This is a genomic window from Legionella qingyii (assembly GCF_003990155.1).
Classification (GTDB): domain Bacteria; phylum Pseudomonadota; class Gammaproteobacteria; order Legionellales; family Legionellaceae; genus Legionella; species Legionella qingyii.
The window spans coordinates 1-15,652 of the sequence record NZ_RZGX01000002.1 but is presented as its reverse complement, the minus strand read 5'-3'; the positions used below and the strand labels follow the sequence as shown (position 1 = coordinate 15,652).

The window sequence follows — 15,652 nt, the reverse complement described above, 5'->3', positions numbered from 1 at the left end:
TAGCTTGAAAAAACTTCATTACAACAATGCTAACAATACATTGATGTGACGTGTTTTTTTAAGTTAATCGAACTAATATTATCTTAAATATCAGATGAATTGATATTTAAGAACTTATTGTTCAAGGAATTGCTCATTATGTTAGAAGAATTACTTTTTTTTACCATCTCATTATTGATTGGTTTACTAATTGGCATTGAACGAGAACGTGGCCACCCTGAAGGAAGGCAATTTATTGGAGTTAGAAATTTTACATTATTATCGATGCTGGGCACTTTGGTTGCTGTATTGCAACAGACGACTCTTACTATAGCAGTAAGTTTTTTTGTTATAGGTATTTTGTTGCTAAATTATTATCAATCGATTATTAATCAGAAAAAAAGCAATAGTATTGAAATTTTAACTCAAATTACAGCATGTTTCATTTTTTGTTTGGGTTATATGGTCCCAACATCTCCTTTTCTGGCAATTACATTGAGTGCGATTATTTTTCTTGTGCTCATTGAACGGCAACGGCTGCATATTTTGGCACGAGAAAAATTCAAACCTCATGAAATTGAAACAGTTATTATCTTGGTTATTTTTACTTTAGGGATTTTACCACTTCTTCCTGATCGCACATTTGATCCTTGGCATCTATTCAACCCCAAAGAGTTTGGCTTATTAATTGCAACAGTTGCAGCAATTCAATTAGGAGGTTATATCGCAATCCATTTATTTGGTGAGCGCCTAGGAATTCCACTGACAGGATTTTTGGGGGGATTAGTTTCAAGTACTGCTGTTTTTGCTCAATTGAATAATACATTAAAACGATATCCCGGATCCTGGAATGCTATTCTAGCTTCGGGACTGTTAGCCACGATTGCAATGTTAGTAGATGTACTCATTATCATTTTGGTTGCGTCCCCAGATTTATTTATTTTTATTATTTGGCCTATAGTAGCAATGATTTGTAGCGGAGGGCTGCTTGCAGTTATTTTGCTTCATTTTCAAAAAAAACGAGTAAGAGAGAGAATATTATTAGCTACTCCTCTCAATTTATTATCCATAGTCCGTACTTCTATTATTATCGGACTATTATTGCTAATTATTGCCATGGCGAAGCGAATTATTTTTGCTAAAGGCATTTTATTGATTTCATTTTTGGGTGGGCTTGTTGAAATTCACGGTGTTTCATTGGCAACAGCTTTGCTTTATTTAGCAAATCAAATCCATATAGATGATGCACGCTTCATGGTATACATCGCTATTTTTGCTAGTTATATATCAAAAATAACTTTAGTCTGGTGTTTCACGCCTGCTCGCTTTGCTTTTTACGCCTCTATGTTGTTACTTGGAATGTTAGCCTGTGGTGTTATCATCTATTGCATTGGTCTTTAATTCAAGTAATAAGCCCATTTTCTAATAACCTAGTTTAATACAGTCCAAATCCAAATGATAATTCTGTACTATCCGGCCGGACTCTCTGGTGCAATGAATTACGTAAGCAAGTTAACTGAATATATTTATGTCGTGGGCAAACATCTAAGAATAACCCGGAAGAAATTGTAAAGAGAGGCTGCAAGTTGGTTGTTTAATAAGTATCGATTGATTTTACTCATTTCCAGAATTAATCAATCGATACGTACCGCGTTGATTCAAAAACCTCCTCATTTATAGCGAGGATGTCAAAACTGTTCTTCTCTCTAAAGTAGAGTCAGAATTGTTCTCTTCACCCAACCCCGTTTCAAAAAATCTTAACCCAGCTTGCCTAATTTTAGAGTTATTAGGTTTGGGATAATTTTCTGATGCTGGTAATAGAGTATTATTTTGAACTGCATCAGAAGTATGGCTTTGACTCATTTTGTCTATCAGTGGCTCCATCTGTGTAGGATGTTGAGTCGATTTTTTGCTATTAAAAACGCTAGGCCAAGTAAAAGCTATCGATACGAATACTAAAATGACTGGAGACAATATTGCCATGGTAATGGTTAATGCAAGTTTTGCCCCTATTGCTTCTCCCATAGTTTCACCAACATGAATTCCGCTTCGTATTCCTCCGGCAACAGAATAAGCAAGAGAGTCACCTACCAAAGCACATAATTTGAGTATATTGATGGCCCCATACTTTATTTTTTGTGCTTTTGTTTGGCCTTCTTCCAGTGGTTGATATATTGATTCAAATTTTTCTTTGAGATCGACATACGTTTTCGGGTTAAAGACTTTATATACTTGTGAAAAAGTATTAACAACCATGGTTGTCGAAGTACATATCATAGCGATAACATGTGCTAAATGAGTATCCGGAGTAGCACCTAAAGCATTAAATAGCTTATTAACCCCTGATACAGTAGTAAACCAAGTGAGCGTCGCATAAACAGCTAAAAAGATTGTACTTACGAATCCTAATAAGACACATCGCAAAAGACCATAGGGTTTTTTATAATCCTCAATAAAAAGATTTTTAAATTTTGCATAATTTTCACGTATGCCTACAGCTTGAAACGAATAAAAAGAAATCGCTGCAATCAGGGCTAACCCAATCGTAACTGCCAAAACCAGAGGGTTGGCGGCGAGCATACCTGCCCCCAAAAAATTGAGAAGTCCTACGAGACCGGCATATCCAGAAATGCCGGCAGAAATACATGCCAACAAGGTCACGATACCAAAAAATAATTTCTGACCTCTATCGAAAACCGTTTTTTCTTTTATATTTTCCTCAAGGGTCTTAAACGTTTTTTGTTTTTGAGGCTGAAAGCCAGCGCTATCAAGCATGGCTTGCCCACGACTTAATAAGCAAACTATTCCATTACATAAGGAAAGTATTATCGCTAAGCCGAGGCTAATGCCAAAGGGAGCTCCTAAAGTACTTAATAATCCCAGGCAAAATACCATACAAAGGGCCATGGAGGTAACGACTTTGCCAATGACTAATGGCACTCCCTTTAAGAGCCTATTTCTATTTTGAGTTGGGGTTCTCGTAAATTCTTGGTTATTGCAAGAACAGGTGGCAATTTGTAAGACCTCTTGCTTAGATAATCTTTTTCCACCCGAAAGTATCTCTCCCCACTTAAATGTAAGGAAACTCCAAAAATGGTGGGAAAACGGACGTTCTAGAAGATCTGTTATTCGAAGATCCCCATTGAGAATGGCTTGTTGGACCTTTTGTGATTCTTTTTCAGTAAATTGATATTGGTTAAACGAAGCAATAATCCAATCTTTTTGAGTACGAAATTTTCTTCTTAAAACCATTATAACTTCAGGACGTTTATAATTAGTAAAATCGATTTGCTCTTGTTCTAATAAACTAACTACTTTTTCCATTACGATAAATCCCTTCTTAATGCAAAGCATGTAGCTTATTTATAATTTCACAAGAATTCCATTTAAATTTTTAAAAAATTAATTATCAAAGGTAGGATATCGAAATTATTTTGATTAGAAAGATTTGACATACTTTGCGAGTTACATTCTAATCGTATTTTTTTACATGATATGGACAATCATGGCATTTTTGAATTTTCTAAAACCAGCTCCTTTTCTTAATGAAATTCAGGATAAAACCGTTGTTAAACAACAATATCGTTATTGGCGTATTCGCACCTTTTATGCCATGTATATAGGGTATGTTTTGTTTTATTTTACGCGAAAAAGTTTTACCTTCGCCATGCCGGCATTACAAAGCTCCTTGGGAATGTCCAAAACTGAACTGGGAATGATTGCGAGCATTTTGAGTTTAAGTTATGGCATCAGCAAATTTTTGAGTGGGATTCTTGGCGATAAGTCAAATCCTCGTTATTTAATGGCGATTGGGCTAATTTTGACGGGTGTTGCCAATATTTTGTTTGGATTGTCTTCCACCTGGTGGTTATTCGCTATTTTTTGGGGATTGAATGGTTGGTTTCAAGGATGGGGGTGGCCAGGATGTACTAAATTATTAACACATTGGTATTCTCAATCCGAACGTGGGCGCTGGTGGAGTATTTGGAATACATCTCATAATGTTGGTGGTGCATTAATTCCATTGATTGTTGCTATGTGCGCGCAGTATTACGGCTGGCGTTCAGCGATGTTTGTGCCTGGGATCATCTGCATTTTAGGAGGAATTTTTTTAATTAATCGTTTAAGAGATACTCCGCAATCGCTTGGTTTACCTGCGATAGAGCAATATCGAGGGGATTTTTCTGGTTTATCCAATCATCACCAAGAAAAAACAGAACTCTCAGTCAAAGAAATTCTTTGGAATTATGTGTTAAGCAACCCATATATTTGGATACTGTCCATTTCTTATTTGTTTATTTATATTGTGCGAACGGCCATTAATGATTGGAGCATGCTGTACTTAACAGAAGTGAAGGAGTATTCCTTAATCACAGCAGGGAGTTGTGTCATATGGTTTGAGGTTGGTGGTTTTTTTGGAAGTCTGGCTGCCGGCTGGCTTTCTGATAAAATATTTCATGGTAAACGCAACCCAATCAATGTACTCTTTACTGCTGGTGTATTTGTCACTTTATTGCTATTTACGTTGACTAGGGGATATACACCATTCCTCGATTCTTTGTTTCTTTTTTTCTTTGGTTTTTTTATCTTTGGACCCCAAATGATGATTGGTATGGCGTGTGCGGAGTTGGCTCATAAAAAAGCAGCCGCGACTGCAACTGGCTTTGCCGGGTTTTTTGCGTATTGTTTAGGTGCTGTTATGGCTGGGGCTCCCTTGGGTGCAATTATCAAAAATTACGGCTGGGATAATTTCTTCCTTACTTTGTTTATTTGCTGCTTGATTCCATTTCTTTTGATGCTGCCAATTTGGCATGTAAAAGCTCATCCAAGGTATCGTAAATCAGAATTTTCAGGCAAATCTGAGTTTGCTTCGTGATTGGCTCCTCTAGCTGAGCCAGTACAAATAAAGGGTGGTGCTATTAATGAAGTCGCCAGAATGTGGCGACTTAGCAAATCTAATGGAATAACGAAAGGGAAATATAATCTCAATTGAGATTAGACAATCGGTCCTGAAGTTCTTTTACACTATAAATAGCCGTCAAAATGCTGTAGGGGTAGAGTCAAGTAAGTGTCCGCTAACCGGGCTAATTCTTGTTGCGATGAACCGCTTTTTTTGCAGTAGTAATGGACTAAATTGGCAATTTGTTCAAATGGAATTAAATTCAGCAATTGAAGGCTGCATTTGTAGACATATTAAAAATGCCTGGGACCAAGGGGACAAGTAGGGCATCCATGCCATAACAGGTTAGCCACGTCCCCACCTTGTTTTGCAACCTTGGGACGTATGGGACACAGATAATCCCTGCACTTAGTTAATAACTCTAAAAGTTATCATTGATTCGCAGTTCGCAATTCGCGAATTGCGAATTTGTGCCTAGGTATTCGCCAAAGGTATGATGGTTTGAACTACTACAGATAATAAGATACGTTGAGTTTGCATTTAAAAATGCATGATATTTGCATCCCCCAAGAGCAATTATATTTATTACTCAATCGAGTACGAAAAGTGCGCATTATTGACGCTAATGATCATTTCTTTGAATTTCTTGAGGCTCCCCCTTTAGAACTTATTCCTGTGTACCAAGCTCTAAAAATCAAGTGGCATAAAAAATTTCAGCATCGTTCTAATTTGTAGTGCCTCAATTTTAGCAATTTGTTGTTTTATATAAATATTTTTGAATTTCTTTCCGAAGTCGAGACAGATTCAGTAATGCCCACTCTGCGCAACCAACGTATTGTTCTAATCCAATGTTGAGCCATATACGCTTGGTGTCCTCGGTTAAAACTCCATTGACGCGAGATGTTTAGGCAGTCTTAGCGTTTTACTAAACGATGTTCTGGAGGCCTCAGTTGCTTTTTGGGCCTCGAGTGCTTCTCTTTGCACCTGGATATCCTGTTTAATATAATTAATAGGCTGTTCGTCACTATCATAGTTTACTTCAATTTCAGCATAGTCCAGCTCTAATTTTTCTTGGATTACGAACAAGATACGATATAGATCGCCGTCTTCAGCAAGACGTTTCTTACCCAAATTTTTTTTAAGTTTCTGTAGTAAATCCATTACCTTTGCTTTTGGTGAAGGTTCAACGTCTGCTTGAAGTATAGATCCATAAGATCCATAGTATTTATCAAAGCTTTGGTTGTGCACACTAGCTAGCGCATTTTGCACTTCATCGCCATGGTTAGTTGCCCATCTGAATGAAAAAAAACGTCCTATGGAGCCGCCCCAGACATAGGGTCGGCAAAATATTGATGAATAAGCTCCGGAGTATTTAAATAGCAATTTTTTGGCTATTTCAAACTCGTCATTTTCTTTTTCTAATCTCTTCCATACAGTGCACCAATATTGAATCGATTGACCGGACATTTTTCACCTTGACCATTAATTTGCCTTCGAATTGTACGGTTAAATTAAAAAATTGTCAAATGTGGGTTCTACTCCAAATAAGCACATCATTACTCATAAGTATCAATAACTTCTATTCAGCTCAATAATTTGTATACTACCCACTCCAAATATCAGGATGATGAATATGAGTTGGGCAGCAGACGAGATGAAAACGGTTAATTTAGGAGACAAAAGACTTCATAGTCGCTTACTTTCTTTATTTGATAAATTAGGAAATTCGCCTAATTTAAGTATTCCTGCAGCGTGCGGAGGCTGGCACGAAACAAAAGCAGCCTATCGTTTTTTCGACCATGAGGAAGTGACTACAGAAAGCATTTTAAAACCCCATATAGAATCGACTTTTTCTCGAATGAAACAACACTCCATTGTGCTTTTATTGCAAGATACCACAACGCTTAACTTCACGGGACAAAAAGAACGGGAAGATATTGGCCCCATTAATCATGAAAAGCATTTAGGCTTACTACTTCACCCCATTTTAGCGGTTACGCCAGAAAGGCTGTGCTTAGGTGTTTTGGATACTTATCATTGGGCAAGGGAAAAAGTACGGCATCGAACTACTCGAGAAAAAGCCGTGATAATCATAAAGTTCCTTTGGAAGAGAAAGAGAGCTATGTTCTCCAAATAATTATAGCCTTTTAAAAATTATAACTTTATAAATGGGTATTACTCGTGCAATTGTTTGTAAAATTCATCAAACTGGCTTTTTGTTTCTTTACTAAGTCGTTTAATTTCTTTTTGATTTTCCCATAATTTTTTTATGGCATTTTTTAACATGTTATCTTTTTGTCCAACTTTTAATGAAATAGCCCATAAGTCTATGGCTTCGCAGGGTGTTGTTTGCAACTCAAAGCTATTTAGAGCTATTTTGAATATTTTTCGAGCATCATTGCTTAATTTACTCTGTTTACGATCAGACTGAAGTTGTCGTTGTTTTATTTGATAACAGATTTCATTATGAAAATATAGGGAATCTTTACGATGCCTTTTATATTGTGTGAAAACGGATTTAAATTTAACTATATAACATAAAGAACTTGAGTGGGTATCGAACTCATGAAAAATAGAATTTAAACTTTCTTTTATATCCCTCGCATCGACACAAATCGGATTAATAATTATTTTGTAATTTTTATCAATTAACATATATCATATCAAAGGATTTTCTTTATTTGGTACCCAATATACTGAAGCAATATTCATTTGTGACTCGTCCATGAGTTTGTTTAATTATAGCATAGGTAATGCATTTGGATTCTTATGAAAAATTGAGTAATTACCTTCTGGGGGTTCTGGTTCATGACAAAATCCTAAAAGCTAAAAAAGCTACTAATTAAGCAGGTATATTTGAAAGCTTCAATGTTCTTAATGCACGGTTAAAAGTTGGAATGCCTTCATCAGATGAAAGATTTGCACCATCATTTTCTAACTTTTCTCTGGCTTCTCCATAATCCAGCCAATTTACTGACGAGGTATAAGCTTGAGCTTGATCCATTACTTTCACATAAGTTCTGAAATTTTTATCTCGCGATGCCAGTCTCAAACCATTAAGATAATTATCTCGGTGAACGTTAGGTATAATAATTTTGTATTGCGATTGAGATACTAATTCAGCATTCATCATGATTCTTGATAGTCTTCCATTCCCATCATCAAAAGGGTGTACTTCGCTAATTAAAAACTGCATAAAAAGTGCTTTTTCTATGCCTGATTTAAGTAATATGTAGCGCTCAAATCCCTGATATAATGTACCAAGTACATCTTCTGGCGATACAAATAAAGTATTGCCCGCTTTATTTTCTTTTATCTTAAACTCACCAGGACGTTTTTCAGGGCGTTCTTTCATTAAGATGGCATGTCTTCTTTGTAATATCTCAATTAACTCATCTGGAGTATCGGGGGTAATACTCATCTCAGAATAATCATTTGTAATGATGAAGTTAGATAGTACGTCATGACTATCCGCATGACGGTTATTTACTTCTATCCCTTTAAATACGATATCTTCTGCTTCATCAATAATAAATTCTGTACCTTCAATAAAGTTGGAAAAATAGGATTCATAGAAACTTAGGTTTTTAAATGAAATGGCAGTGTATTCATATTCTCTAGTAAGTAGGGTGCATTGGTTAAGATAAACTGTCAACTCATCAAAAAATTGTACTCTATGCTCATCATAAGGTTTTTTCTGAGCTACAGCTTTCGCATAATTTGAGAACAATATATTTTCATGAGTGTGGGTGGACAGTAAAGCACTAATAATCTGATTCAGTTTTTGGTACTCCTTTTGATAACCCAATTCTTTGGCAATATCTTTGGCTTCATCTCTGATCTGATTAATACTTTCTTCTCCTCGTGTGCGCAATTCTTTTGCAAGAATTTTTTCGACACCTTCAACACCAATTGTTTTAATACCTATATAAGATGATCCTCTTACCGTAGAGAGATTTTCGAGCAAGGTACGAGGCATATTGCTCTTGAATAAATTAGGTAATATTTGATCAATGAAATCATGATTGTTGCCCTTATACACTTTAATCGTTAAGCCTGGTAAGTTAATGGTTTTTACATAAGAGCTAATCACAAAGATAATCGCTTCGTTTCCTAATCTTTTAGGCTTTAAGTCTGAGGCTGTACTGAAGGCAAGTATTCCTTCTGATACGATATGAGGAATTATTTTCATCCAATTTTGAATAACAATTTTGTTAATCTCAGATTTTAAGTCATCAGTATAGATACCGTGATATATCCTGCGTAGCTTACCTTCTAGATACTCTTTAGATAATTGCTTGGCTTGTTCAGTAGTATTTGCAATCTTAATCATAGTTTTCTCTAGTGAATTTAAGGTAATTAATATGAGAATTATGGAATATAATAAACAAGAAATGTGAATGTTGGAATATTATAATAATAAAAAGAGAATTTAAGGGTAGTTTGATTGGGTTAATTGAATTTCGGAATAATTTTTTATAGATATTTAATGATTGATTTTACTGACTTTAATTGGTGGGCCCACTAGGACTTGAACCTAGGACCAACGGATTATGAGCCCTGATCTTTTAAAATAACTCGTTGATTTTAAAGTAATAATATGTCACGGGACACCACTACAAATGTCGTACAGAGTATAACAATGTCGTACTCAAACACGCAAATCTCACGCAAGGATATTTTAGCTAATTTAATGGCATTTTTCTGGGAAAGACATTCGGTTTTTATGAAAATGGCTATTTGTAATGACTACATGATGAGTAAGCTATATTAGTTCACTCTCCAGCTCATCAGAATTTGCCAATGTAATTCCGGCATAAATTGCTTCTTGTTTATCCTTTAAAAATGCCCATAAGCGATCGCCATATGAAAAATGCCACCACTCATGTAGATAATTAACAAAATCATGCTTGTACATTATATCTAGAAGGATTTTTCTATTCTGGAATACTTCAGCTGAAATATTCTGAGAATAGGTTTCACAAATATCTGGATCGACTTTGTACCAATCTTTAATTGCCATGCCAAAATCAATTAAATTTCCATTGGGGTCAATAACTTCAAGATCTACTGCGCCGCCAGAACTATGAGGAGGTATATTCGGTGCTCCTTTAAAAAAGCTTACAGGGGCAATTAATAAACTGGCTTCTTTGAAAAGTTCTTCCTCAGATTTATTGGGGTTTTTTAATCTCAAATTGTTATAGTGTTCATCAAATAGAATTTTTTGAACTTCTAAGCTTCGTAATCCTTCATATATTCTGAATTTCCAACCATGAGGAAGTTGCTTTTGAGCAAGACATAGTTTTTCATAGACGGTTTTTCTTAATTTAGTGTAATCATTTTGGGTTAAAGGTGTATCTGGAGGAGGGCCATAAGCAAGCTCTTGCTGTTCTTTTAGATCGACTAGAGGTTCATTATTTTCACGAATAAAAATACTACTAATTTTTTTTTCGTTAATAACAGGACCTTTTTTCATTATTTCTAACTTGGTCGTCGAATTTTGAGAATTATAGTTTTTTTAAATTCAAGGCTCAATAGACGTAATAGTATGGACCCCGCCACCTATCGAAAGGCTTCTATTTGAGCCAGAATGAAGATGTTAATAGTCATTCAATCAAGCAGGGGGAGTCATACTATCACGTCAAACCTCGGGTGCTTTCACTATTCCATACTTTTAATTAATTCAAAATAGTATGGGGATGTTGTTTGTCGATGTATATCGCTTGGATTGGATTTAATCCCTTGTTGCGTGTATTTATAACGAACTTCCTTTAAATAATCCATTACAATTTGTTTTGATTCAGGTTCAAGTAAGTTTTTGCCTGAATTTTTATATGCAATAGACAATGGGCCAAATAAATAACCGTCTAAATCAGAATCATTTGTCTGCTTTAATTCATCTATTAATGATTTCATATAAATTTTCTGTAACTCTTTTGATTTAAAAGTTAATGCGTATTTCAACATAACAGAAGAATTATGTGTAACATGTTTTAACCATTCATTTATTTTTTCTGATTTATTGCTTATTTCATCTGCTGTATGCGTATCAATAAACCCTCTTACTCCTGTATCAGCCATATGTTGCGTTAATGAATTACTATCTAAAAGTGTTTCAAAGAAATCTTTAACCATGGGCAGTTCATGGGCAATATATTTTTTATCGTTACTATGTTGTTGGTTATAAAGCATGATGTTTTCTATAATTTTGCTTTTTATTTCTTCGCGATCAGTTTCATTATAAATAGTCAGTAACTTTTTAATTAAATCAGGCTCTTCTGACCTTGAAACTAATCTGTCTATCATAATACCACGTTTAACGTCATTTAATTCGTTATTGGCTGCTAATTGCATTTGAACAACAGATGGTGAAGTAACATAGTGAGCTGGAGGAGCATCCATGATCATTTGAAATTCCTCATAAGGCATTGAGTTAAGTTCTTGTGCTGATACATTTTCAAGAGTTCTGTTGCTTTGGATTGTTGTCTGAGTAAATTGTTCATTCTTTATTTTTTCGTCATTAAAATAAGGGAAATAATTAAATAAATTTCTTGGTAACCAAACACGACCTGGCATAGTATCATAACCTTGGCTATAAAATGCCCACCAAACATATGTGTCACATCTCCATCTTCCGCATTCAATTGCTTGGCCAGTTGGAGGATTTCCTGTGCCTATATGATAATCAGTATCAGAAGTATAAACTGGACACCACCAGCGCTGATGATTTGCTTCGACAAGAACATTGTATCCTCTCGTTCCTCTATCGGCTACCCCGTATTTACTGCCCCAATAAGGCGAACGTGCTTTAAAATTTATAATTGTATTTATTTGTCCTACAATTGGTTCGTTTAGTATCTCTATAACTAGGGTTGCAATTGAATTCATCCCACTTGGGTCATACATTGTTGCGGTTGCTATGCCAACGTGCCCTAGCCAACCAAGACCTGGATAGTTTAAGTCTCTTGCCACAATCTCAGCGGGATACATTTTCTTAGCGTATATTGTTGGTGATATTCCCGCGATTGTGATTATTGCGATTGATGTTACTAACTTTTTACATCTCATTATTTAGCCTTATTATTTCAAAACTTTAAAATTAAGAAGTGTTCTGATAATTTAGTAACTAACTGTATAGTAAGTTCATTATCAAAAACCTGAGATAGTGCCTTGAGGACTGTCCAATAAATTTAAATCACATTCTGTATTTGAACGGTTTTTATCTTCATTTAAGAGGCTATTCTTTGCTTTCAAAATCTTGCATTTTATGCGTCCTTGATTAAATTTTTTAAAAGTAACTCTGTTATTTTATTAACAGACCATGATTCAAAATTCCGTTTAAGATTAAAAACTGTAATTTTGATGGGGGGATTTAATCATTGATTTTTATGAAATTATACTGACAATTTATCTCTACTATTGGTAGAATAAATTTGCTTTTTTGATTAGAATAAGCGCACAATTGTTTAATTGTTGTTAGGGATGTTAGAAATAAAAAAAATTTTTTGGAGTGACGTCAGAAATATCATAAAGACTATAAATCCTGTTTTTTTTGAATTCGTAGATAAACTTTCCCCCGACAGTAAATTTCCGATGTATCTTGTAGATTATGGTTATGGAGATTTGGTTGGTGATGATGATGGCATATTTTTACCAACCCAAACCGGCCAATATGTTCGTCTTGATTCAGAGTATATACCTCGCGATATGTTGAATGACTTGGTTTACGGTTTGACTAACAGCCAAAACCATCGTTGATAAACTCGAACATATCCCCGGTAAAACTCAAAGGTTTTATCGTGATCATGATTTAAAAGGCTTTGCTTTAAGAATTACCTCAGGTGGTGTCAAAAGTTTCATCATTGAAACCAGAATCAATGGTAAGGTTAAAAGAGTGACCTTAGGCAAATACGGCAACTTGACGGTTGAAGAAGCCAGAAAGCAAGCCAAAAGTCTTTTGGGCAGTGTGGCCAGAGGTGATGATCCGATAGCGGAAAAGAAAACCAAAAGAGTTCACGCCATGACCTTACAGCAGGTGTTGAATGATTACCTCAAAGCAAGAAAAGATTTAAAACCACGCACCTTAAACGATTATCAATGTGTATTGCATGAAGTAGTACCTGACTGGCTTGATAAACCGCTGGTAAATATCACCCGAGAGATGATAGCCAAACGACATACCAAGCATGGCCAGGCAAATAGTAAAGCACGTGCCAATAATGCTATGAGGGTATTAAGAGCCATTTTTAATTACGCCATGTATGAATATCAAGATGGCAATGGTCATCCAATTATTACTATTAACCCAGTTAAATACCTATCACACACACGGGCATGGTATCGAGTAGACCGAAAACAAACAGTCATCAAACCGCATCAATTAGCTGACTGGTACAAAGCAGTCATTGTCTTGGTGGAGACAGACAACTACCGCAATGCCTTACTGTGGCATGATTATTTTTTATTACTCTTATTCACCGGCATGCGAAAAATGGAAGCTGCCTCTTTGCGTTGGGAGGATATAGATCTCAAATCCAAAACTATCACCCTTCAAGACACCAAAAACCATGAGATACATACACTACCCATGTCTGATTTTGTCTATGAGCTAATGGAACGCAGAAGCCGGAATAAAACCAGTGAATTTGTATTCCCAGCTGAAAGTAAAACTGGTTATATCTATGAACCTAAAAAAGCGGTGAATAGGGTGGTGGAATTATCCGGTGTTTCATTTACCTTACACGACTTGAGAAGAACTTTTGCGACCATAGCTGATAGCCTTGATTTGCCTGCTTATGCTTTGAAGCGGTTACTCAACCATAAAATGAACAATGACGTTACAGCAGGGTATATCATGAAAGACGTTGAGCGATTAAGAAAACCCATGGAACAAGTAGCTAATTTTATACTTAAGCATATGATGGAGGCTGCGGATATTAGTTAATCAAAAAAATTTAATCGCTTGCACCGTTGCTCTAGCAATTCGAGATATTTTTCCTGCATCGGTTGAGATAAAAAACTCAAACCAATCAGCTCTCGCCATTCTGGTATTACCTGATGGAACTCTTGTACGATCCCATCGATGACGTTCTGGTTTAATCCTAATTTTTCAATGGCAAAATATTTAAGAAAATCACTCTTTGTTAAATTATTTTTTTTTCCTTTTAGAGGTAAAGCCAGTTCTTCTTTGGTATTTTTTTGAGCGATGGTTGAGTTAAGTAAATCGTAGGCTGGTGATATGGAAATTTTTCTATCCTTCGTAATTAAGGAAAAATTTTTTAGATGCATATCTTCATTGCCGACCAGGAAGTTAAACAACGTCAGCTTAAATAATTTCACGAATTCAATTTTTGGGAATGTACAAAACTGCTGTATGACTGCAATTACCTTTTCCATAGAACTTTTATATTTCGTATGTCGATCTTCACCTGATAGCTGTGCAAAATCTTCTAAAGCTAACTTTTTATTATGGCCTATTCTATCAAAGCGTTTAATGAAGTAGGTCAAACTGTTGTCTTTAGAATAAACCAAACCATGAACCGGAACTTCGAGGCCAATGGCCTTTGCAAGGGTCATAGTAATGGCTTCATTTTCCGGCAATTCTGGGTAAATATCACTTTGTGGTTTTAAAATGTACTGACCCCTTTGATCAACGATTTCAAAACCTCCCTCCTTAATCTTTAGTTTGGCACTTAGTTTCTTTTGGACGCCTTGAATAGACATCTTTCCTACACGAGCAATTGCTTCCTGTCGCTGCTCATCAGCACTTAAATCTAATGGGCTAAGGTTTTTTAATTGAGGGGAAAGTAAATGCAATCCACGTTGAGAATAGTTTTCTTGGTCACTAATTAAGTCATAAGTAATAGGGCAGCGTTTCATCTTAGTTCCTCAATCGTCACTGCACCTACGACATCTTGGCCAACTATTATCAATTGACCAAAATAATCATTTTTATCGATTTTATATTTGCGTAATAATGCTTCAAGCATAATACCTTCAGGTAGCAATCCTTCAAAAAAAGGGGGAAATACGTCAAAATCATAGATCTTATTGGTTAACGGCATGGTGAGAGAAACAGGTGCTCCCTGATAATCATTAAGGTAAGTAAATTGATATTTTTTACCTTCTAACTCCTCTAATATTCCAGCTCTAATGCCATTCACTGATATGTATGCTTTTCTCATTAATTATTATCCCTTGTTTGAGGAAAAGGCGTTTCAAATTTCATTTGAATATTTAACACATCTAATACTTTTAGCAATGTATTTAGCCGCACCGATTCTTTCCCTTTTTCAATATCATAGATAACCGTCTTACCGACCCCAGCTAACCGAGCTAATTCCTGTTGCGATAAGCCGCTGTGTTTGCGGTAGTAATGGACTAAATTGGCAATTTCGTGTGTGGGCATGGAACACCAAAAATTAATTATATATTACTGTTATAGCAGTAAAAATGATAAAAATAAATTTATTATTGCATTTCTTTGCATTAATTCACCATAAATTACTGTTATGGCGGTAAATTTAATTGATTTCCTGATTTTCCCATATTTATTTATTATAAATTCCTAAAAATTACTGTTATCGCGGTAAATTTGAGGAGGGGGGGAATAACAAAAATTCATGTTCTGCTTATGCACTGAAGCAATTACTGGCTCTACCCCAAAAAAGGGGGCATTTTAATCAAGTTAGTCTAGACTAACCCATTGATTTGACGGTCAAAAGGAAGATTAAAATGCCCAAGAAAGATTGTATCCTAAATTTACCGGGATAT

The 15,652-nt window shown here is 35.5% G+C and carries 14 protein-coding genes; 5 read left to right on the top strand and 9 right to left on the bottom strand.

Annotated elements, in window-relative coordinates:
- The first annotated feature begins 138 nt into the window (after nt 1-138).
- A complete protein-coding gene (locus ELY20_RS01450; protein ID WP_110141143.1) occupies nt 139-1,380 on the top strand; it encodes an MgtC/SapB family protein in 1,242 nt (413 codons plus the stop codon).
- Nucleotides 1,381-1,653: 273 nt separating this feature from the next.
- Here the strand turns inward: ELY20_RS01450 and ELY20_RS01445 are convergent, their stop codons facing one another.
- Complete coding sequence (locus ELY20_RS01445; protein WP_110141144.1) at nt 1,654-3,303, bottom strand: hypothetical protein; 1,650 nt, start codon at nt 3,301-3,303, stop codon at nt 1,654-1,656.
- 181 nt (nt 3,304-3,484) lie between these two features.
- On the opposite strand from ELY20_RS01445, the gene pgtP reads away from it, so the two are divergent.
- Nucleotides 3,485-4,855 (top strand): MFS transporter, encoded by a 1,371-nt coding sequence (gene pgtP, locus ELY20_RS01440; RefSeq protein WP_110141145.1) that lies wholly within the window; start codon nt 3,485-3,487, stop codon nt 4,853-4,855.
- Between the two features lie 903 nt (nt 4,856-5,758).
- Here the strand turns inward: pgtP and ELY20_RS01425 are convergent.
- Nucleotides 5,759-6,346: a hypothetical protein gene (locus ELY20_RS01425; RefSeq protein WP_110141147.1), complete on the bottom strand. Its 588-nt coding sequence runs from the start codon at nt 6,344-6,346 to the stop codon at nt 5,759-5,761.
- A 166-nt stretch (nt 6,347-6,512) separates the two neighbouring features.
- Here ELY20_RS01425 and ELY20_RS01420 point away from each other — a divergent pair, with 166 nt between their 5' ends.
- Nucleotides 6,513-7,016 carry an IS4/Tn5 family transposase DNA-binding protein gene (locus ELY20_RS01420; protein ID WP_158618852.1) on the top strand — a complete coding sequence of 168 codons (504 nt, stop codon included), beginning with the start codon at nt 6,513-6,515 and terminating at the stop codon, nt 7,014-7,016.
- Nucleotides 7,017-7,054: 38 nt separating this feature from the next.
- Here the strand turns inward: ELY20_RS01420 and ELY20_RS01415 are convergent, their stop codons facing one another.
- The 4 genes from ELY20_RS01415 to ELY20_RS01400 form a co-directional block, all read right to left on the bottom strand.
- Nucleotides 7,055-7,534 carry a hypothetical protein gene (locus ELY20_RS01415; protein WP_110141149.1) on the bottom strand — a complete coding sequence of 160 codons (480 nt, stop codon included), beginning with the start codon at nt 7,532-7,534 and terminating at the stop codon, nt 7,055-7,057.
- Nucleotides 7,535-7,721: 187 nt separating this feature from the next.
- Nucleotides 7,722-9,212: a Fic family protein gene (locus ELY20_RS01410; RefSeq protein ID WP_110141150.1), complete on the bottom strand. Its 1,491-nt coding sequence runs from the start codon at nt 9,210-9,212 to the stop codon at nt 7,722-7,724.
- A gap of 432 nt (nt 9,213-9,644) precedes the next feature.
- On the bottom strand, nt 9,645-10,355 hold the full coding sequence (locus tag ELY20_RS01405; RefSeq protein WP_110141151.1) for a M15 family metallopeptidase: 711 nt from the start codon (nt 10,353-10,355) through the stop codon (nt 9,645-9,647).
- 185 nt (nt 10,356-10,540) lie between these two features.
- Nucleotides 10,541-11,947 carry a hypothetical protein gene (locus ELY20_RS01400; RefSeq protein ID WP_165831557.1) on the bottom strand — a complete coding sequence of 469 codons (1,407 nt, stop codon included), beginning with the start codon at nt 11,945-11,947 and terminating at the stop codon, nt 10,541-10,543.
- A 525-nt stretch (nt 11,948-12,472) separates the two neighbouring features.
- On the opposite strand from ELY20_RS01400, the gene ELY20_RS01395 reads away from it, so the two are divergent.
- Nucleotides 12,473-12,637 carry a hypothetical protein gene (locus ELY20_RS01395; protein ID WP_233590466.1) on the top strand — a complete coding sequence of 55 codons (165 nt, stop codon included), beginning with the start codon at nt 12,473-12,475 and terminating at the stop codon, nt 12,635-12,637.
- A complete protein-coding gene (locus tag ELY20_RS01390; protein WP_110141152.1) occupies nt 12,630-13,823 on the top strand; it encodes a tyrosine-type recombinase/integrase in 1,194 nt (397 codons plus the stop codon). The genes ELY20_RS01395 and ELY20_RS01390 overlap by 8 nt, the downstream gene beginning before the upstream one ends.
- On the opposite strand, the gene ELY20_RS01385 is transcribed toward ELY20_RS01390, so the two are convergent.
- Genes ELY20_RS01385 through ELY20_RS01375 form a run of 3 tightly spaced genes read right to left on the bottom strand, consistent with a single transcriptional unit; the run spans nt 13,820 to nt 15,287 of the window.
- Nucleotides 13,820-14,758: a lpg2370 family Dot/Icm T4SS effector gene (locus ELY20_RS01385; RefSeq protein ID WP_126955265.1), complete on the bottom strand. Its 939-nt coding sequence runs from the start codon at nt 14,756-14,758 to the stop codon at nt 13,820-13,822. The genes ELY20_RS01390 and ELY20_RS01385 overlap by 4 nt on opposite strands.
- Nucleotides 14,755-15,063 carry a HipA N-terminal domain-containing protein gene (locus ELY20_RS01380; RefSeq protein WP_011216258.1) on the bottom strand — a complete coding sequence of 103 codons (309 nt, stop codon included), beginning with the start codon at nt 15,061-15,063 and terminating at the stop codon, nt 14,755-14,757. Before ELY20_RS01380 ends, ELY20_RS01385 begins: the two co-directional genes overlap by 4 nt.
- Nucleotides 15,063-15,287 carry a helix-turn-helix transcriptional regulator gene (locus ELY20_RS01375; protein ID WP_110141153.1) on the bottom strand — a complete coding sequence of 75 codons (225 nt, stop codon included), beginning with the start codon at nt 15,285-15,287 and terminating at the stop codon, nt 15,063-15,065. Before ELY20_RS01375 ends, ELY20_RS01380 begins: the two co-directional genes overlap by 1 nt.
- Between the last annotated feature and the right edge of the window lie 365 nt (nt 15,288-15,652).